The sequence below is a fragment of the Solirubrobacter pauli genome (assembly GCF_003633755.1).
GTDB classification, from domain to species: domain Bacteria; phylum Actinomycetota; class Thermoleophilia; order Solirubrobacterales; family Solirubrobacteraceae; genus Solirubrobacter; species Solirubrobacter pauli.
This window is the reverse complement of the sequence record NZ_RBIL01000001.1, coordinates 871553-888531: the sequence shown is the minus strand read 5'-3', so window position 1 is coordinate 888531 and position 16979 is coordinate 871553. Positions and strand designations below refer to the sequence as shown.

Annotated in this window: 15 protein-coding genes; 9 read left to right on the top strand and 6 right to left on the bottom strand. The window is 72.8% G+C overall.

Annotated features, from left to right (window positions below; translation table 11 throughout):
* Positions 1–12: 12 nt before the first annotated feature.
* Positions 13–327, bottom strand: a complete 315-nt coding sequence (locus tag C8N24_RS04030) for a hypothetical protein (protein ID WP_121248243.1) — start codon at positions 325–327, stop codon at positions 13–15.
* A gap of 138 nt (positions 328–465) precedes the next feature.
* Here C8N24_RS04030 and C8N24_RS34575 point away from each other — a divergent pair, with 138 nt between their 5' ends.
* From C8N24_RS34575 to C8N24_RS04015, 3 genes are all read left to right on the top strand, one after another.
* Positions 466–2772 carry a fibronectin type III domain-containing protein gene (locus tag C8N24_RS34575; protein WP_211339832.1) on the top strand — a complete coding sequence of 769 codons (2307 nt, stop codon included), beginning with the start codon at positions 466–468 and terminating at the stop codon, positions 2770–2772.
* A 21-nt stretch (positions 2773–2793) separates the two neighbouring features.
* The gene (locus tag C8N24_RS04020; RefSeq protein WP_121248241.1) at positions 2794–3519 is read left to right on the top strand and encodes an SDR family oxidoreductase; all 726 of its coding nucleotides are present in this window, start codon (positions 2794–2796) and stop codon (positions 3517–3519) included.
* Between the two features lie 169 nt (positions 3520–3688).
* Entirely contained in the window at positions 3689–5497 is a 1809-nt protein-coding gene (locus tag C8N24_RS04015) for a DUF6345 domain-containing protein (RefSeq protein ID WP_147447631.1), read from the top strand.
* Here the strand turns inward: C8N24_RS04015 and C8N24_RS04010 are convergent, their stop codons facing one another.
* A complete protein-coding gene (locus C8N24_RS04010; RefSeq protein WP_121248237.1) occupies positions 5498–6379 on the bottom strand; it encodes an AraC family transcriptional regulator in 882 nt (293 codons plus the stop codon).
* A gap of 64 nt (positions 6380–6443) precedes the next feature.
* Here C8N24_RS04010 and C8N24_RS04005 point away from each other — a divergent pair, with 64 nt between their 5' ends.
* Genes C8N24_RS04005 through C8N24_RS03985 form a run of 5 tightly spaced genes read left to right on the top strand, consistent with a single transcriptional unit; the run spans position 6444 to position 9803 of the window.
* Positions 6444–7097, top strand: coding sequence for an SDR family oxidoreductase (locus tag C8N24_RS04005; protein ID WP_121248235.1), 654 nt, complete (start codon positions 6444–6446; stop codon positions 7095–7097).
* Between the two features lie 45 nt (positions 7098–7142).
* Positions 7143–8336 carry an MFS transporter gene (locus C8N24_RS04000; RefSeq protein ID WP_121248233.1) on the top strand — a complete coding sequence of 398 codons (1194 nt, stop codon included), beginning with the start codon at positions 7143–7145 and terminating at the stop codon, positions 8334–8336.
* Positions 8333–8968, top strand: coding sequence for a hypothetical protein (locus C8N24_RS03995; RefSeq protein WP_121248231.1), 636 nt, complete (start codon positions 8333–8335; stop codon positions 8966–8968). Before C8N24_RS04000 ends, C8N24_RS03995 begins: the two co-directional genes overlap by 4 nt.
* Positions 8969–9388: a helix-turn-helix transcriptional regulator gene (locus tag C8N24_RS03990; protein WP_121248229.1), complete on the top strand. Its 420-nt coding sequence runs from the start codon at positions 8969–8971 to the stop codon at positions 9386–9388.
* Positions 9389–9398: 10 nt separating this feature from the next.
* The gene (locus C8N24_RS03985) at positions 9399–9803 is read left to right on the top strand and encodes a VOC family protein (protein ID WP_121252912.1); all 405 of its coding nucleotides are present in this window, start codon (positions 9399–9401) and stop codon (positions 9801–9803) included.
* On the opposite strand, the gene C8N24_RS03980 is transcribed toward C8N24_RS03985, so the two are convergent.
* Together C8N24_RS03980 and C8N24_RS03975 are read right to left on the bottom strand one after the other, a co-directional pair.
* Positions 9793–10470: a response regulator gene (locus tag C8N24_RS03980; RefSeq protein WP_121248227.1), complete on the bottom strand. Its 678-nt coding sequence runs from the start codon at positions 10468–10470 to the stop codon at positions 9793–9795. The genes C8N24_RS03985 and C8N24_RS03980 overlap by 11 nt on opposite strands.
* Complete coding sequence (locus C8N24_RS03975) at positions 10467–11612, bottom strand: sensor histidine kinase (RefSeq protein WP_121248225.1); 1146 nt, start codon at positions 11610–11612, stop codon at positions 10467–10469. Before C8N24_RS03975 ends, C8N24_RS03980 begins: the two co-directional genes overlap by 4 nt.
* A 136-nt stretch (positions 11613–11748) precedes the next feature.
* Here C8N24_RS03975 and C8N24_RS03970 point away from each other — a divergent pair, with 136 nt between their 5' ends.
* Positions 11749–13926, top strand: coding sequence for an MMPL family transporter (locus C8N24_RS03970; RefSeq protein ID WP_121248223.1), 2178 nt, complete (start codon positions 11749–11751; stop codon positions 13924–13926).
* Here C8N24_RS03970 and C8N24_RS03965 read toward each other — a convergent pair.
* Together C8N24_RS03965 and C8N24_RS03960 are read right to left on the bottom strand one after the other, a co-directional pair.
* Positions 13923–16304, bottom strand: a complete 2382-nt coding sequence (locus C8N24_RS03965) for an immune inhibitor A domain-containing protein (RefSeq protein ID WP_121248221.1) — start codon at positions 16302–16304, stop codon at positions 13923–13925. The two genes, C8N24_RS03970 and C8N24_RS03965, sit on opposite strands and share 4 nt — an antisense overlap.
* A gap of 333 nt (positions 16305–16637) precedes the next feature.
* On the bottom strand, positions 16638–16958 hold the full coding sequence (locus tag C8N24_RS03960) for a hypothetical protein (RefSeq protein WP_121248219.1): 321 nt from the start codon (positions 16956–16958) through the stop codon (positions 16638–16640).
* Between the last annotated feature and the right edge of the window lie 21 nt (positions 16959–16979).

The window sequence follows — 16979 nt, the reverse complement described above, 5'->3', positions numbered from 1 at the left end:
TGCACGGATTGGTCAGGCGAAGCGCAAGCGGGCGTGCGCGCCACGGCGCGCGCGCCGGCGCAGCTGACGGCCGCGCTGGCCGAGCAGCAGCACGGCGTCGGCGCTCGGGCGCAGCGGGTCGGCGACGGCGTGGCCGTCGTCGAGCGACAGCGCGGCCCACAGCTCGTCGCCGACCTCGGCGAGCAGCACGTCGCCGTGCGGCATGCGGCTGGAGTCCAGGGCGGCCAGCCGCTCGAGCGCGGCCGCGTCCGAGTGGCGGGCCTGGCGGATCCGCAGCGTGGAGTGCGTCACGGGGATCTCCTTGCGTCGTGTGAGCTGGTTGAACATGAGAGCCATGATCGTGCTGAGACGCACCCCTCACATCAGGCGGATGGTGCGCGCTCCGGGCACCCACCCCTTACCTCGTTCACAGCTTCGTCCCAAGTCCCCTTACGGCCGCGCCTAGCGTCGCCACGCGTGAACAGGATGAGGTCTCTGGCGGGCGCGACGCTCGCCGCCATCACCGTGCTCGCCGCCCCCGCGGCGGGCGCGCAGGAGCGCGTGCTCGTCGACGAGAGCTTCTCCGCGGGCACGCTGCCCGCGGGCTGGACGTCCGTGCTCGGCGACTGGAAGGTCTCAGGCGGTCGCCTGCAGGCGACGACCACCAGCGCGCGGGCGCGGATCGCGTTCGGGCCCGCCGCGCCGTCGGACTTCCGCGTCGAGGCGACGGTGCGCTTCGTGGCGGTCGCGGACCCGGCGCGGTGGCTCAACGTCGGCGTCGACTACCACGCGGCCGACGACTATGGCGCGGTGCTCGTCGCGCGCAGCAACACGGTCGCCACCAACGGGCTGGAGCTCGCGCAGGCCGCGGCCAAGGGCGGCGCCTACGCGTCGAGCCCGGTCGGCCCGGCGCCGGTCGCGATCGGCACTGGCGCGGACCACCGGCTGGCGATCGAGGTCCACGGCACGCAGCTCGCGGTCACGCTCGACGGCAAGCCGGCGCTCAGCGCCACCAACCTGCGCCGGACGGGCGGCGCGTTCGGGTTCGTGATCAACAACTCGACCGTGCAGTTCGACGACGTCAAGGTGGTCGAGCTCGCGGCGCAGCCGCTCGCGCCGACCGCACCGCGGGACGTCAAGCTGAGCGAGGTCGCCGACACCGCCACGATCACGTGGACGGCGCCGGCCCAGGGCACGATCAGCCACTACGAGGTCGCGGCCGGCGACGGGGCGTGGCAGCGCGTGGACGCGCTCAGCCACACGTTCACCGGCTTGCCCGAGAGCGAGCAGGTGCTGCGCGTGCGCGCCGTCGGCGGCGACGGGCTCGCCGGCCCGGCCGCGTCGGTGCGGACCATGCGCGGCGCCGTGACCGTCGGCGGCTACAAGCTGCAGGTGAGCGGCGGCGCCTGGCCGAGCGGGCACGTGCAGGGCATCGCGGTCGACCCGGCCAAGCGGTTCATCTACTACTCGTTCACGAACCTGCTGGTCAAGACGGACTTCGCCGGCAACGTCGTCGGCACCGTCGGTGGCTTCACCGGGCACCTCGGCGACCTCGACTTCGACCCGGCCGACGGGCGCGTGTACGGCTCGCTCGAGTACAAGGCGGCCAAGGCGTTCTACATCGCGATCTTCGACGTCGACCAGATCGACCGGGTCGGGATGAGCGCGCAGAGCTCGCCGATCGTCTCGACGGTGCACCTGGCGGAGGTCGTCGACGACTTCACCGCCGACCTCGACGGCAACGGCGTCTTCGACGGCGACACGGCCAACACGCCTGACCACCGCTACGGCTCGAGCGGCATCGACGGCGTCGCCTTCGGGCCGACGTTCGGCACCACCGGCGGGCCGCAGCGGCTGACCGTCGCCTACGGCGTCTACGCGAACACGTCGCGCGCCGACAACGACCACCAGGTGCTGCTGCAGTACGACACCGCCGGCTGGAAGCGCTTCGAGCGCCCGCTGGTGGAGTCGGCGCCGCACCGCGAAGGCCCCGCCGCGCCCGACGGCAAGTTCTTCGTCTTCACGGGCAACACCACGTACGGCGTCCAGACCCTCGAGTACGACCCGTGGCTCGCGCGCTGGTTCCTCGGCGTCTACACCGGCACCAAGCCGCAGTACCCGAACTACGGCCTGTTCGCGGTGGACGCGACGTCGCCGCCGGTGCTGAGCGTGCTGCGCGGCCTGAGCGGCGAGCAGGGCCGGCTCCTCCCGCTCGCCGCGGACGGCCTGCTCGACGCCGCGACCGGCATCCGCGGCTGGCGCCAGAAGGCGGACGTCGGCATCCAGGCGCTCGGTGACGGGCTCTACTACCTGGCCACGAACGGCACCGACGGCGGCAACCAGACCGCGACGCTGACCCTGCAGGCGTGGACGGGCAAGGCCGACGACCCGTTCGCGCCGGTGACGAAGGACCACGTGCTGCCGCACACCGCGCCCGCGACGGTCCGCGCGACCGTGCCGTCGGTGCTGTCGCTGACGCTCGACGGTCCCGCGACGTTCACGCCCTTCACGCCCGGCGTCGAGCGCGACTACACCGCGGGAACGGTCGCCACGGTCACCTCGTCTGCGGGCGACGCGCGGCTCAGCGTCGTCGACCCCGGCCATCTGGTCAACGGCCCGTTCTCCCTGGCCTCGCCGCTCGTCGTCGAGCTGGCGAGGGCGACGTGGGCGGCGCCGGTCAGCAACGACCGCGTGGCGGTGACGTTCAAGCAGCACGTCGGCGCCGACGATCCGCTGCGCGCCGGCGAGTACACGCGCACGGTCACGCTCACGCTGGCGACCACGACGCCCTGAGGCGCGTACGATCCGGCACCCATGATCGCTGTCGTCACGGGTGCCGGATCGGGCATCGGCCGGGCCGCCGCGCAGGCGCTGATCGCGGACGGCTGGACCGTCGTCGCGGCGGGCCGGCGCGAGGCACCGCTGCAGGAGACCATCGGGGACGCGAGCGGGCTCGCCGTCCCCACCGACGTCACGGACCCCGACTCCGTCGCGTCCCTGTTCACGAAGACGCTGCAGGCGTACGGGCGCGTGGACCTGCTGTTCAACAACGCGGGCGCCGGGTTGACCAAGCCCGTCACCGAGATCGCCTACGACGAGTGGCGGGCCGTCGTCGACGTCAACCTCACCGGCGCGTTCCTGTGCGCCCAGGCCGCGTTCCGGGCGATGGCCGAGCAGGACCCGCGCGGCGGCCGGATCATCAACAACGGCTCGCTCTCGGCCCACGTGCCGCGCCCGCAGGCGATCGCCTACAACGCGACCAAGCATGCGGTGACCGGGCTGACGAAGTCGCTCGCGCTCGAAGGCCGCGCGTTCGACATCGCCTGCGGCCAGCTGGACATCGGCAACGCGGCGACGGAGATGACCGCGCGCATGATCGGCGGCGTGTTGCAGGCCGACGGCTCGCTCGCGCCGGAGCCGACGATGGACGTCGCGCACGTGGGCCGCGCGGTGGCCTACATGGCGTCGCTGCCGCTGGACGCGAACGTCCAGACGATGACCGTCATGGCGACCTCGATGCCGTACATCGGTCGCGGCTGATCACGCGGCGGGCGATCCGGGGGGAACCGCCCGCCGCGACCGGAACTCTGCGCTCTGATCCTTGGAGCGACATTGGCAGGATCTTGGTGCGCTGGACGGCGGCGTATCAGGGCGCCGGGGACGCGCTCTGGTCCGGCGTATGTCCCACCTCCCCAAGGAGCTTCGCCCAATGTCCTCCCGGTCCTGGATGGCCGTGCCCGCGCTCGCCGCGGGCGTCCTGATGTTCGCCGTGCCCGGTGCGTTCGCCCAAGAGCGCGCCACGATCTACGACGTCGTGCAGGAGGGCCTCACGGCCGACCAGGCCAAGCGCCTCGACGCCACGCTCGGCGTCGAGGGCGCGTTGCAGCCCGACGGCAGCTACATCTACGCGAGCCCGGAGTTCGCGAAGGTGCCGCAGAAGACGGTCGCGACCGGCAAGGACGAATCCGGCCGGGCGACGACCTCGCAGGCGCTGGACACGGACGCGCTCAAGCGCCTGCGGCCGCTGCCGGACGACGACGTGCTCAAGCGCGTCCCGATCTTCATGGACTACGTCGGCGTCGACGGCGACGTCGTCGGGCTCAAGCCGACCGTGTCGCACACCGAGCTCGACCTCGCCGACGCCAACGGCCGCCCGACGGCCAGCTACAAGCTCGACACGTCGGTGTCGTTCGAGCAGACGCTCGGCGGCCTGCCGCTCACCGGTCCCGGCGCCAAGCTCCGCGCCGCCTACGGGCCCGACGGCAAGCTCACGCAGCTCACCAGCGCGAACCGGCGGCTCAAGCCGGGCGCGACCGTCGCGATCATCGCCGTCGACGAGGCGGCCAAGGGTTGCGCCGCGCTCTACGGCGACAAGGTCCGCCAGGACACGCCGACGCTTGGCTACCACGCGCCGGCGCTCGGCTCCGCGAAGCAGATCTTCCCCGTCTACACCTGCAACCCGATCGGCGGTGACGAGCAGCAGGCCAACCTGCTCCTGCCCGCCGTCAAGGGCAGCGCGCCGACGGCGACGCTCGAGGCCAAGCTCGGCGACGGCTCCGTGCGCGGCGTCGCGACCGCGACCGGCGGCACCGCGCCGTACCGCTTCAAGTGGTCCTCCTCGACGACCGTGATCGAGCGCAACGAGGGCGCGGCGGTCGACTACGTCCGTGACGCGCGCGACAAGCTCGTCGGCGAGGCGCTGACGCTCACCGTCACCGACGCCAACGGCCTCACGTCGACCGCCACGGCGAGCTTTGCCGGCGACGGCTCGGTCAAGGGCCAGTCGATCCCGGGTGGCGGCGGCTTCGGCAAGCTCGCGATCGGGCCGGTCGACGTCGGCGTCGAGCAGACCGTCGACGAGTGGCAGTGCGCGCAGGACTCGGGCTTCGGGTTCCGCAACGCGATGGCGGCCCGCGGCGTCCCGACCGCGTTCCAGTTCCACGGCACGAGCGCGTGGGAGCGGGACTTCAAGAAGGGCTCCGCCGGCGGCACCGACAGCAGCTACGTCGACAACGTGGACGCCACCTGGTACACCGGCCACGGCAACCCGAACGGCTTCACGTTCAAGAACACGACGCACGACGACAAGTGGATCGTCCCGGGCGACGCCGACTGGGGCAACGGCGACCTCGAGTGGCTGCAGCTCGAGTCCTGCCAGGTGCTGCGTGACACCAACGGCAGCATGGACCAGCTCGCCCGCTGGGGTGGCGCCATCAACGGCCTGCACATGATGAACGGCTTCCACACGAACGCGATCTGCGTCGACGGCGGCACGGGCCGCACGTTCGCCCAGCTGCTGTTCCCGCAGCTCGGCCTGCCGGCCTTCCCGGTGCGCAACGCGTGGGCGCTGATGGCCCAGATCAAGGAGCCGTCCGGCATCCGCTACCGCTCGATCGGCAACGTCGGCGCCGGCGGCGTCACCAACATCGGCGACTACTTCTGGGGCCAGGGCCCGACCGGGCCGGACATCACGAAGGCCGCCCGCACGGGCATGTGGAGCCTCTCCGGCGTCTCGTAGCTAGACCCGCGCGGCCGCGCGGAACCGCCCCGGCGGGACCGCGCGGGCGCGGCTGAACGCGCGGCTGAACGCGTAGACCGAGGTGTATCCGACCGCGGCGGCGACCTGCTCCAGGCTGTCGTCGCTGTCGCGGAGGCGGCGCGCCGCGAGGTCCATCCGCCAGCGCGTGAGGTACGCGCCCGGTGACTCTCCGAGCGTGGACGCGAAGCGGCGTGTCAAGGTGGCCCGTGAGACCGCGGTCTCGCGGGCCAGGGTCGCGGTGGTCCAGTCGCGCGCCGGGTCGGCGTGGAGCTTGGCGACGGCCGCGCCGACCACCGGGTCGCGCAGCGCGCCGAGCCACGACGGCTGCGTCGGCAGCCACGCCCGCAGCAGCTGGACGAGCAGCACGTCGACCATGCTGTTGAGGATCACGGCGGTCGCCGGGCGTGGGTCGACGAGCTCGCGCGCGATCAGCCGCAGCGTGTCCTCCAGCTCGTCGGCGCCGCGCAGCACGACCAGGTCGGGCAGCGACGCGAACGGCGGCGTGTCGTACTCGTAGTGCGCGCACAGGATGTGGGCGCGCGTGGCGCCCGAGCCGATCCGGTAGACGCCCGCGCCGGCGTCCTCGGCCATCGACGACGTCCGCTCCAGCACCCGCGGGTCGCTGCCGAGCGCGTGCTCGGTGCCGTGGGGGAGCAGGATCACGTCGCCGGCGCGCAGCTCGAACGGCTCGCCGCCCGCGACGCTGAACCACGCGCTGCCGTGCGTGACGGCGTGGAACGCGGCGGTGGAGACCTCGCACGCGTGCCACGCCCAGTCGTCCCCGGCGTCGATCCGCGCGCCGAGCACGCCGCGTACGCCGGTGACGGCCAGCACATCTTCGAGCACGTCTGCCTGAGTCATATGGATATGGATTCGCCGCTAATAGTCATTGAATGGCTCATATCCCAGCGTAGCCTGCGAAGTCATGAACCTCAACGGCACCACCGCCCTCGTCACGGGCGCCAACCGCGGCCTCGGCCGCCACTTCGCCCAGCAGCTGCTCGAGCGCGGCGCGAGCACCGTCTACGCCGCCGCCCGCAACCCCGAGGCGATCGACCTCCCCGGCGTGGTCCCGATCCAGCTCGACATCACCGACCCCGAGTCGGTCGCGCGCGCCGCCGCGACCGCCACCGGCGTCGAGGTGCTGATCAACAACGCCGGCATCAGCCTGCACCAGAACTTCGTCACCGGCGACGTGGACGCGATCCGGCGCGAGATGGAGACGAACTTCTTCGGCACGCTGCACGTGATCCGCGCGTTCGCGTCGGCGCGGGCGATCCTCAACGTCAACTCGCGCCTGTCCTGGCTCAACTACGTGGGCGCGAACGGCTACGCGGCGTCGAAGGCGGCCGAGTGGAGCCTCACCAACGGCGTCCGGCTCGAGCTGCCCGACGCGCTCGTCACCGGCCTGTACCTGAGCGGAACCGACACGGACATGATGGCCGGCTACGACGGCCCGTTGAACGACCCCGCGGACGTCGTCCGCCAGGCCCTGGACGGGATCGAGGCGGACGCGACGGAGGTGATCGCCGACGAGGACACCGCGCTCACCCGCGCGGAGCTCATCGGGGCTGCGTAGCCTCGGAGGGCGGTGGGGGTCCTCGAAGCAGCGCTGCCGGCCCGGATGGGCCTGGCCTTCCGGTGGCTGATCGGGTCCACCTGGCTGAGCAACCTCGGCGACGGCATCACGGTCGCCGCTGGGCCGCTGCTGATCGCCTCGCAGACGCAGGACCCGCTGCTGGTGGCGCTCGGCGCGCTGCTGCAGCGGCTCCCGTGGCTGCTGTTCGGCCTCTACGCGGGCGCGCTGGCCGACCGGGTCGACCGGCGCGCGATGCTGGTCATCTCCGACCTGCTGCGGGTGCTGGTGCTGGTCGTGCTCGCGGCCGCGCTGCTCGTCGACAGCGGGCACGTCGTCATCACGCTCGTCGCCCTGCTCGCGCTCGGCGTGGCGGAGGTGTTCGCCGACAACGCGTCCCAGACGCTGCTGCCGATGGTCGTCGACCGCGACGACCTCGGCGTCGGCGCCGCCCGGCTGATGGCGTGCTTCCTCACCGCCAACCAGCTCGTCGGCCCGGCCGTCGGCGCGTTCCTGTTCGCCGCCGGCACGGCCGTCCCGTTCTTCGCCTGCGCGGTCCTGCTCGTGTTCGCCGCGCTGATGGTCGCGCGGATGCGCGTCCCGGGCTACGAGCGCGCCGCCCCGGAGGCGCACCTCCTGCGCGAGGTGGGGGAGGGCTTCAGCTGGGTCTGGCAGCACCCGCCGGTGCGCACGCTCACGCTGACGATCGTCGCCTTCAACGTCACCTACGGCGCGGCGTGGGCGGTGCTCGTGCTCTACGCGACGCAGCGGCTCGGGCTGGGTGCGGTCGGATTCGGGCTGCTGTCGACGTTCGTGGCCGTCGGCGGGATCGCGGGGACGCTGGGCTACGGCTGGCTGGAGCGCCGCGCGCGGCTCGCGACGTTGATGCGCGCCGTGCTGGTCCTCGAGACGCTCACGCATCTCGGGCTGGCGCTCACGACCACCGCCTGGGTGGCGATGGCGATCATGGTCGTGTTCGGCGCGGAGGCCTTCGTCTGGGGGACGTTGTCCACCGCCGTGCGGATGCGCGCCGTGCCGACCGAGCTGCAGGGCCGCGCCGGCAGCGTCTACGGCGTCGCGATGTTCGGCGGCATCCTCGTCGGCCAGGCGATCGGTGGCGTCGTCGCACGCCTGGGCGGCGTGACCGCGCCGTTCTGGTTCGCTTTCGCCGGCTCCGCCCTGATCCTCGCGCTGATCTGGCGCGCCCTCGGCGACATCGCGCACGTAGAGTCTCCGGCATGAGCGTCGAGGTACGCGACGTGGCGGACGGCCTGTGGCTGTGGCGCCAGCCCCATCCGGCGTGGACGCCGGACAACGACGACTGGAACCCCGAGGTGGCGTCGTTCGCCGTGCGCTCGGGCGGAGTGGAGATCCTGCTCGACCCGCTCGCGCCACACCCGCGCGAGCGCGCCGTCTGGGACCGGATCGACGCGGTCGACCACGTCGTCGTCATGAAGCCCGACCACGTGCGCGACGTCGACCTGTTCGTGCGCTGGTACGACGCTCGCGCGCACGGCCCGCTGATGTTCTGGCCCGACGACATCCCGCGGACCGACCTCGCGCCGGTACGTCCCGGCGACGTCCTGCCGGGCGGGATCGTCGCGCTCGACGACGGGCGCAACATGCTCGAGACGCCGCTCTACCTCCCCGAGCAGCGGGCGCTGGTGTTCGCCGACGGCCTGACCGCGCCGGACGGCGAGCTGCGCGTGTGGACGACGCCGTTCCACGAGACGCGCGTGCTGCCCGCGCTCACCGCGATGCTCGGCCTGCCGTTCGAGCACGTGCTCGTCTCCCATGGCGAGCCGGTGCACACGCGCGCGGACTTCGAGGCGGCGCTGCGGCGCGCGCCCTGGGGCGAGGTCGAAGGGGCTTAGATGGAGCTCGACGACATCCGCCGGCTGCGCCAGGCGCGCGACACGATGGACCGCGACTACGCGCAGCCGCTCGACGTGCCGGCGCTCGCTCGCGTCGCGCTGATGTCCCCGGGGCACTTCTCGCGCAGCTTCCGCGCGGCCTACGGCGAGACGCCGCACTCGTACCTGATGACGCGCCGGATCGAGCGCGCGAAGGCGCTGCTGCGGCGCGGCGACCTGTCGGTCACCGAGATCTGCTTCGAGGTCGGGTGCACGTCGCTCGGATCCTTCAGCACGCGCTTCACCGAGCTCGTGGGGGAGACGCCGAGCGCCTACCGCGCCCGCGACCATGACGACAGCGCGGAGATCGCGCCGTGCATCGCCAAGGTCAACACGCGACCGGTCAGAAATGGAGAAGCCAAGGCCGCGGGCCGCCGGTAGCTTGCGGTCCATGAGCATCAACATCGCGCAGTGCTTCATCGCCGTGCACGACCACGAGCAGGCGTTGCCCTTCTACCGCGACGTCCTCGGCCTCGAGGTCCGCAACGACGTCTCCTACGAGAACATGCGCTGGGTCACCGTCGGCCCGCCGAACCAGCCCGACGTCAGCATCGTGCTCGAGCCGCCGCTCGCCGATCCGAACGCGCCCGCGGCCGATCGTGAGGCGATGAGCGAGCTGCTCGCCAAGGGCTTCCTGCGCGCGGTGAACTTCAAGACCGACGACGTGGACGCGACGTTCGAGCGCATCCAGGCGGCGGGCGGCGAGGTGCTGCAGGAGCCGTTCGACCAGCCCTACGGCGTGCGCGACTGCGCGTTCCGCGATCCGTCGGGGAACATGCTGCGCTTCAGCCAGTGAGGCGGCCGCCAGGCGTGACGAGCCCGCTCTCGTAGGCCAGGATCACGGCCTGGACGCGGCTGCGCAGGCCGAGCTTGGCCAGCACCGCGCTGACGTGCGTCTTGACCGTCGACTCCTCGACGGTCAGGGCGCGGGCGATCTCGGCGTTGCTGCGTCCGCTCGCGACCTGGAGCAGCACCTCGCGCTCGCGTTCGCTCAGTGCCGCCAGCGCGGCCGCCCGGCTCGGGTCGGGCGCGAGCTCGGCGAAGCGGGCGATCAGGCGGCGCGTCACGTCAGGGTCGACGAGGCCCTTGCCGTCCGCGACGGCGCGGATGGCGTCGACGAGCACCTCCGGCTGGGCGTCCTTGAGCAGGAACCCCGCGGCGCCGGCGCGCAGCGCGCCGAACACGTACTCGTCGAGGTCGAACGTGGTGACGACGATCACGTCGACGCGGTCCTCGGGCGCGACGTCCGGGCCGGCGAGCCGCCGGGTCGCCGCCAGGCCGTCGAGCCGCGGCATGCGCACGTCCATCAGCACGACGTCGGCCGCGCGGCGCCGGGCCAGCGCGACGGCCTGCTCGCCGTCCTCGGCCTCGCCGACCACCTCCAGGTCGGGCTCGGACTCGAGCAGCACGCGGAAGCCGCCGCGGACGATCGCCTGGTCGTCGGCGATCAGCACCTTGATCATCGGGCGCCCCGTCCTCCGGCCGGCAGCCGCGCGTGCACGCGCCAGCCGCCGTCCGGTGCCGGGCCGGCCTCCAGCGAGCCGCCGTGCTGGGCCGCCCGCTCGCGCATGCCGCGCAGCCCGTGGCCACGGCCGTCGTCGGCGGCGGGGCGGCGGCCGTCGTCGCGCACGTCGATCTCGACCATGCCGTCGGCGCGCGCGGCGACGGTCACGACGGCGTGGGCCGGGCGGGCGTGCTTGACCACGTTGTTGAGCGCCTCCTGCACGATCCGGTACGCGGACGCCTGCACGAACGGCGGCACGGCGGCCGCGTCGCCCTCGCGCCGCAGCCGGACCTCGAGCTCGTCGTCGTGGAGCCGGGCGACGAGCTCGTCGAGGTCGTCGAGGCGCGGTTGCGGCTGCAGCTCGGCCGGCTGGTCGGGCATGCGGATGCGGCCGATCGCGTCGCGCGTCTCGCCGAGCGCGCGCGTGGCCAGCTCGTCGATCTCCCGCAGCGCCTCCCCGGCGCGAGCCGTGTCGCGCTCGAGCAGCCGGCGCCCGGCCCGCGCCTGCAGCGCGATCCCCGCCAGCGCGTGGCCGACGACGTCGTGCACGTCACGCGCGATCCGGACGCGCTCCTGCGCGACCGCCTCCCGCGCCTCGATCGTCCGCAGCGCGTCCAGCTCGGCGTTGCGCGCGCGCAGCGTGCGCAGGATGTCGCCGACCGCGGCCGCGAGCACGCCGATCACCACGACCGTCGCGAGCTGCACGCTCTGCAGCGCGTCGCCGCGCAGCGCGAGCGCGGTGCTCGTCTCCGCGGTCACGAGGAAGGTCACCGCCGCCACGATCGTGCCGCGGCGGTCGGTCAGGTAGGCGGCCGACGTGGTCGCGAGGGCGGGCCCCAGGCCGGCGGCGGCGATCGGGTAGCCGCGGGCGGAGGCGAGGACGAGCCCGAGGCCGGTCGCGGCGACCGTCAGCAGCGGGGCGGCCCGGCGCAGTGCGAGCGGAGCGGTCGCCAGGACCGCGAACGCGACGGCCCACACGTCCGCGTCGCGGCGCACGCCGCTGCCCGGTGCGGGGTGGACGATCAGCACCGACACGACCCCGAACAGCGTCGCGACCCCGGCCAGCAGGAGGTCGGCGCGCGTCGGTCGGACCCAGCTCATGGCTCCAGCCTAGGTGCGTCCGCGCCACAGCGCCTCCGACTTTCGACGGAGCGTGAACCCGTCGCGCCGCCGATGCCGGCACGGCCGCCGCGACCCACGATGAGGACGACCTCCCCATCCACCGCAAGGAGCCACGATGCTGGCCCGGATCCTCAACTACGCCACCTTCCGCCCGAAGCGCGTCATCGCCACCTGGATCGTGCTCGGCCTGTCGCTGAGCGTGATCGGCGCGTGGCAGTCGTACAGCGTCACCACCGACGCCACCGCCCAGTTCCTGCCCAAGCAGTCCGAGTCGGCGGCGGCGCTGCGGTACGCCCGCGACGCGTTCGACGCCCGTGAAGGCACGACGACCGCCACCGTGCTGCTGGCGCGCGCCGACGGCGCCCGGCTCACCGCCGCCGATCGTGCCGCGGTCGCGTCGATCACGCGGGACATACCGCGCTGGCGGCCTGACCTCGAGCCACTGAAGGGCGAGGCCGAGCCGTTCGGCCTCGGCGACCGCGCGGGCAAGGTGCTGGGCGTCTCCGCCGGTCCCGTCGCGCCCGACGGGCGGTTCCAGCTCGCCGGCGTGCAGTGGCAGGCCAACACCACCGACCCGGTCGCGCTCGGGGCGTATCGCCAGCTCCGCGACCACATCGCCGACCAGGCTGCCGCGCACGACCTGCGGGCCGGCTTCACCGGCGGCATCGCGTCGGTCGCCGACGCGGCGAAGGCGAGCGAGGTCAGCCAGTACGTGGCGTCGGTGCTGCTGTTCGCCGCGGTGCTCGGGCTGAGCCTGCTGTTCTTCCGCGGCGTGCTGGCGGCGGTCATCCCGTTGCTGGCGATCGTCGTCGTCAGCGGCGCGGCCACCGGCCTCGTCGTCACGGCGGCGCTCGTCTTCGGCTTCAAGCTCGACACGGGCACGCCGCAGCTGATCACCGTCGTGCTCGTCGGCGTCGGCATCGACTACTTCCTGTTCCTGCTCTTCCGCCTGCGCGAGCGGCTGCGGCTGGGGGAGGACAAGCGCACGGCGGCCCGGCACGCCGCCGGTCGCGTCGGACCGGTGATCGCGTCGGCGGCGCTGGCGATCGTGGCCGCGTTCGCGACGCTCGGCATCGCGCAGTTCGGCCAGTTCCGCGTGCTCGGCCCGGCCGTCGCGATCTCCGTGCTGGTGATGCTGGCGGCCGGCGTGACGCTGATGCCGGCGATCGCCGCGGTGTCCGGCCGCGTGCTGTTCTGGCCGTCCAAGCGCTGGCAGCAGGAGCCGGTCGGCGGTCCCGCCGAGCGGCTCGGCGTCCGCATCGCGGCGCATCCCGGTCGCACGGCGCTGGCGGTCACCGCCGTCCTCGTCGCGCTCGCCGCCGCCGCGCTCGGGACGCAGTCCAACTACGACCTCGGCTCCAGCGGTCCGTCGACGGCCGCGTCGCGCACCGCGGACGAGATCGCCGCGACGCTGCCCCGCGGTGCCACCGACCTGCAGCCGGTCTATGTGCGCGCCGACCATCCGCTGACGGTGGGCGAGCTCGCGCCGTTGCGGCAGGCGCTGGGCGCGGTCGACGGCGTCGGCAGCGCGGGCGAGCCCGTGCTGACGCCCGATCGGCGTGGCGCGCAGCTCGACGTCGCGCTCGACGACGAGGCCACGAGCGCTGCCGGCATGGCGGTCGCCCGCGGCCCGCTGCGTGACGCCGCCCACGGCGCGGCGCCGGCTCACGCGACGGTGATGGTCGCCGGCAACGCCGCGGTGTTCGCGGACGTCAGCGACGCGATCGACCACGACCTGCGGCTGATCTTCCCGCTGGCCGCGGGGCTGATCGGCCTGATCCTGGTCGTGATGCTGCGCAGCGTGGTGGCGCCCGCCTACCTGCTGGCGGCGGTCGCGCTGGAGTTCGCGGCGACGCTCGGCGCGTCGGTCCTGGTGTTCCAGGTGCTCGGCGGGGCGGACGGCGTGGCGTTCACGCTGCCGTTGGTGCTGTTCCTGTTCGTGGTCGCGCTGGGCACGGACTACAACATCCTCATGACCGCGCGGCTGCGCGAGGAGATGCTCGCCGGCCGGTCGCCGCGTGAGGCGGTCGCCGAGGCCGTGCGCCGCGTGGCACCCGCGATCGCGGCCGCCGGGCTGGTGCTCGCGACCTCGTTCGGGACGCTCATGCTCGAGCCGGATCAGTCGGCCCGGCAGATGGGCTTCGCGATGGCGTTCGGGATCCTGCTCGCCTCGCTCGTGGTGTCCTCCGTGCTCGTGCCGGCGGTCACCGCGCTGGTCGGGCAGCGGGCCTGGTGGCCCGGGCGGGCGCCCTCGGCCAGGCGGCCGAGGGCACTCGCGGGGCGTGTGCGCTAGGTGCCGGGCGTCCCGCTGACGCGGACGCGCATGGAGGTGCCGCTCTGCTGCGTCACGCGGATCTGGACGCCCACGTGCGGCACCTTCACGCCGACCGTCGGGAGCGCCGGATCCCAGTACTCCTTGCGGTCGTCGAAGGTGGGCACGGCGGCCTGGCCGCGGATGTAGCTGGCGGCGCCGGTCTCCTGCGCGTGCAGGGTGAACGAGTCGGACTTCTCGAGCCCGAACGGGGCGTCGTAGGTCTGGACCCGCCCGCGCCACGGCTTGCCGTCGAGGCGGTAGATCGGCCGCGGGTTCGCGTCGATCGGGAGGATCAGGCCCTGGCCCGGGTGCTCGGACTCGTTGTTGTCGCCCTGGCTGGTGTCCCAGTAGGAGACGAGCAGGCCGTTCTGGTACGGGAAGTGCTCCGTCCAGTCCGGCCGGCTCGGGAACCCGAAGTTGTACGGGCCGGTCTGCAGGTACTGGTCGTAGGACGCGTACGTGCGGTTGGAGGCGATGTAGAAGTGGTCGTGCTTGGTCTCGAAGGCGCCGGCGACCGTCGTCCAGCCGTTCGCCGTCCAGCCGTTGGTGCCGGATTCGGCGCCGTCGCTGAACACCGTGGTGGTGCCGTTGGTGACCTTGATCTCGTCGGCGAAGAAGCCCGCCTCGACGTTCGGGTTCTGGCCCTCGGCCGCGCCGTCGGTCTTGTACCGCAGGCGCAGCTGGATCGTCTTCCCCGCGTAGGCGGACAGGTCGAACGTGGCCGGCACGTACGTCGCCTGAAAGCCGTCGATGCCGCTCTTCTCGGCGGCCTTGGTGATGCTGCCGGCGATCGCCTTGAAGCCGGTGCCGTCGTCGACCTCGACGTAGCCGTAGTCGCACGGCGTGGTGCCGCAGTCCTCGATGTTCCAGCGGGCCTGGAAGGTCAGCGTGGTCGTGCCCGCGGGGACCGCGACCGAGCGCGTGAGCGTGTTGTCGAGGTCGTTGCCCGTGCCCGACCACCACTGCTTGGCGCCCGCGGCGGGCGCGCCGACGTCGTGGCTGACCGTCTTCTGCGGCAGCGGCACGACGACGCCCTGCGCCTTCGCGCTGTTGTACTCGTGCGGGCCGAGGTCCAGCGTGCGGTTCTGGCCCGCCGGGACGATCTCGTAGTCGAGCCAGCCGAGCTGCAGCTTGTCCCACGCGCCCAGGTCCGCGGCGCGCGTGCCGATCGCCTGGTCCTCCGGCGCCGACGCGCGGCTCTGGGCCATCAGCGTCCACCAGTTGACGGCGTTGTCCGGGCCGCCCGCGGTGTCGTAGTGGTCCGGCAGGCCGAGGTCGTGGCCGTACTCGTGCGCGAACACGGACACGCCGCCGTTCTCCGGCTGGATCGTGTAGTCGGCGACCCACAGGCCGGTCGTGCCGATCTGGGTGCCGCCGTCCTTGTTGCCGGCCGGGCCCTCGCCCGTGCCCTGGAAGGCCTTCCAGCGGTGCGACCAGATCGCGTCCTCACCCTGGTGCGGGTCGCCGTCGGCCTCGTCGCCGCCGGCGTGGACGATCTGGAAGTGGTCGATGTACCCGTCGGGCTCGTTGAAGTTGCCGTCGTGGTCGAAGTCGTTGCGGTCCCATTGGTCATAGGACTGCAGGTCGGCCTTGATGTCCGCGTCGGTGCGGCCCTTGGCCTTCTGGTCGGCGACCCACGTGTCGATCGCGTCCTTGATCAGCGCCCACGTGTTGTCGCACACGTTGTCCCCGCACGGGAAGCCGCCCGAGCGGCCGTAGCGCGCCTCGTTGTAGCGGACCTTCACCCAGTCGGTGACCTGGCCCTCGACGCTGTACCGGCCCGAGCTCTGGCGCTCGTAGTAGGACTTCACGGAGTCCGCGAGCTCGCCGTCACCGAAGTAGACCTGCTCGTAGTGCGCCTTGTCGTAGCTCGGCTGCCACACCGTGCTGTTGTCGTTCGCCCGGTCCGGCGCCGGGATCTGGTTGTGCGCCGGCCCGTTCCACGTCGTCGGGCCCGGGATGTTCTTGTTCGTGTCCTGGTCCGGGTACTGCGGCGCCCGCTCGTTCCCGAACTCGGCGAGCACGACGAAGATCTTGTCCGTCTTCTCGCGCGCGAGCTCGACGTACTGATCCTCCTCGGCCTGCGCGGTCGGCGCCCCGGTCTTGCCCACCTTGACCACCTTGCTGGCCCCGCGCTGCTCGACCTTCGCGCGCCCCGTGAGCACGTCCTGGATCGCCTCCGCGCGCAGCTCCCGCCGCTTCTCCTCGACCGGGTTCGGCAGGTCATCGCTGATGACCGGCTGGCCTCCCTGCTGCGTCGTCCCGACCGGCGGGGCCGCGTTCGCGTCCAGCGCGACCGCCGTCGCCAGCCCAGCAGCAATCGCCAGGCTCCCCAGCCCGGCTGCAACTCTCCGCATGTACGCCTCCCGGCGTTGAGTGCTTCCGGGACAAACTCCCCAGCCGTCCCGGCTCCTTGGCGTCCGAGACTAGCCCGCGCTTCTGCGGACTCAGGACACGCTGTCCGGTAGGCGACACCGGTTCTCATCTGAGAAGTCACGAGGTTGTGGCAGTCGCGTCTTGTTTCGTGACAGCCGGAGACGCGACCATCGAACCATGCCCCGCGACCGATCACTTCCCCACCTGTCGCGTGGAAAAGGTGGCGCAACTTCCGCGACCGCTCGTGAACCCGCGCCTGCCGGGCACGCGGTACATCCCCCCGGCGCCGTGCAGCGCAAGGTCAGGGAGGCGCTCTACGCGTCGAGCACGTCGCGCACGTAGGACTGGCGCACGCCGCGCGGCTGGCGCAGCAGCCAGATCGCCTGGCGGTCGGGTGTGTCCGACTCGGACAGGACCTCGTCCGCGAACGATCGGCAGACCTCGTCGCTCTGCAGCAGCATCCAGCGCTCCTGGTCGCCGCCGCCTTCGACGACCTCGTGCAGGAACGACCGGCGAAGGTCCCGCGGGCGGGCGAGCATCCAGCGCTGCTGCGGGTCGGACTGCGAGCCCGCGACGCGCCGGGCCAGGAAGTCCGGGCCGCCGAGCACGGCGCGGGCATGGGCGGGGAGGTCCACGCGCGCAAAGGTAGTCTGGAT

What these genes read in the sequence shown, in the direction of transcription:
- C8N24_RS04030 (WP_121248243.1), bottom strand. Translation starts at nt 327, where the DNA reads ATGTTCAACCAGCTCACACGACGCAAGGAGATCCCCGTGACGCACTCC.
- C8N24_RS03975 (WP_121248225.1), bottom strand. Translation starts at nt 11,612, where the DNA reads ATGAGCTGGGTCCGACCGACGCGCGCCGACCTCCTGCTGGCCGGGGTC.
- C8N24_RS03980 (WP_121248227.1), bottom strand. Translation starts at nt 10,470, where the DNA reads ATGATCAAGGTGCTGATCGCCGACGACCAGGCGATCGTCCGCGGCGGC.
- C8N24_RS04010 (WP_121248237.1), bottom strand. Translation starts at nt 6,379, where the DNA reads ATGACTCAGGCAGACGTGCTCGAAGATGTGCTGGCCGTCACCGGCGTA.
- C8N24_RS03985 (WP_121252912.1), top strand. Translation starts at nt 9,399, where the DNA reads ATGAGCATCAACATCGCGCAGTGCTTCATCGCCGTGCACGACCACGAG.
- C8N24_RS34575 (WP_211339832.1), top strand. Translation starts at nt 466, where the DNA reads ATGAGGTCTCTGGCGGGCGCGACGCTCGCCGCCATCACCGTGCTCGCC.
- C8N24_RS03965 (WP_121248221.1), bottom strand. Translation starts at nt 16,304, where the DNA reads ATGCGGAGAGTTGCAGCCGGGCTGGGGAGCCTGGCGATTGCTGCTGGG.
- C8N24_RS03970 (WP_121248223.1), top strand. Translation starts at nt 11,749, where the DNA reads ATGCTGGCCCGGATCCTCAACTACGCCACCTTCCGCCCGAAGCGCGTC.
- C8N24_RS04000 (WP_121248233.1), top strand. Translation starts at nt 7,143, where the DNA reads ATGGGCCTGGCCTTCCGGTGGCTGATCGGGTCCACCTGGCTGAGCAAC.
- C8N24_RS04005 (WP_121248235.1), top strand. Translation starts at nt 6,444, where the DNA reads ATGAACCTCAACGGCACCACCGCCCTCGTCACGGGCGCCAACCGCGGC.
- C8N24_RS03990 (WP_121248229.1), top strand. Translation starts at nt 8,969, where the DNA reads ATGGAGCTCGACGACATCCGCCGGCTGCGCCAGGCGCGCGACACGATG.
- C8N24_RS04015 (WP_147447631.1), top strand. Translation starts at nt 3,689, where the DNA reads ATGTCCTCCCGGTCCTGGATGGCCGTGCCCGCGCTCGCCGCGGGCGTC.
- C8N24_RS04020 (WP_121248241.1), top strand. Translation starts at nt 2,794, where the DNA reads ATGATCGCTGTCGTCACGGGTGCCGGATCGGGCATCGGCCGGGCCGCC.
- C8N24_RS03995 (WP_121248231.1), top strand. Translation starts at nt 8,333, where the DNA reads ATGAGCGTCGAGGTACGCGACGTGGCGGACGGCCTGTGGCTGTGGCGC.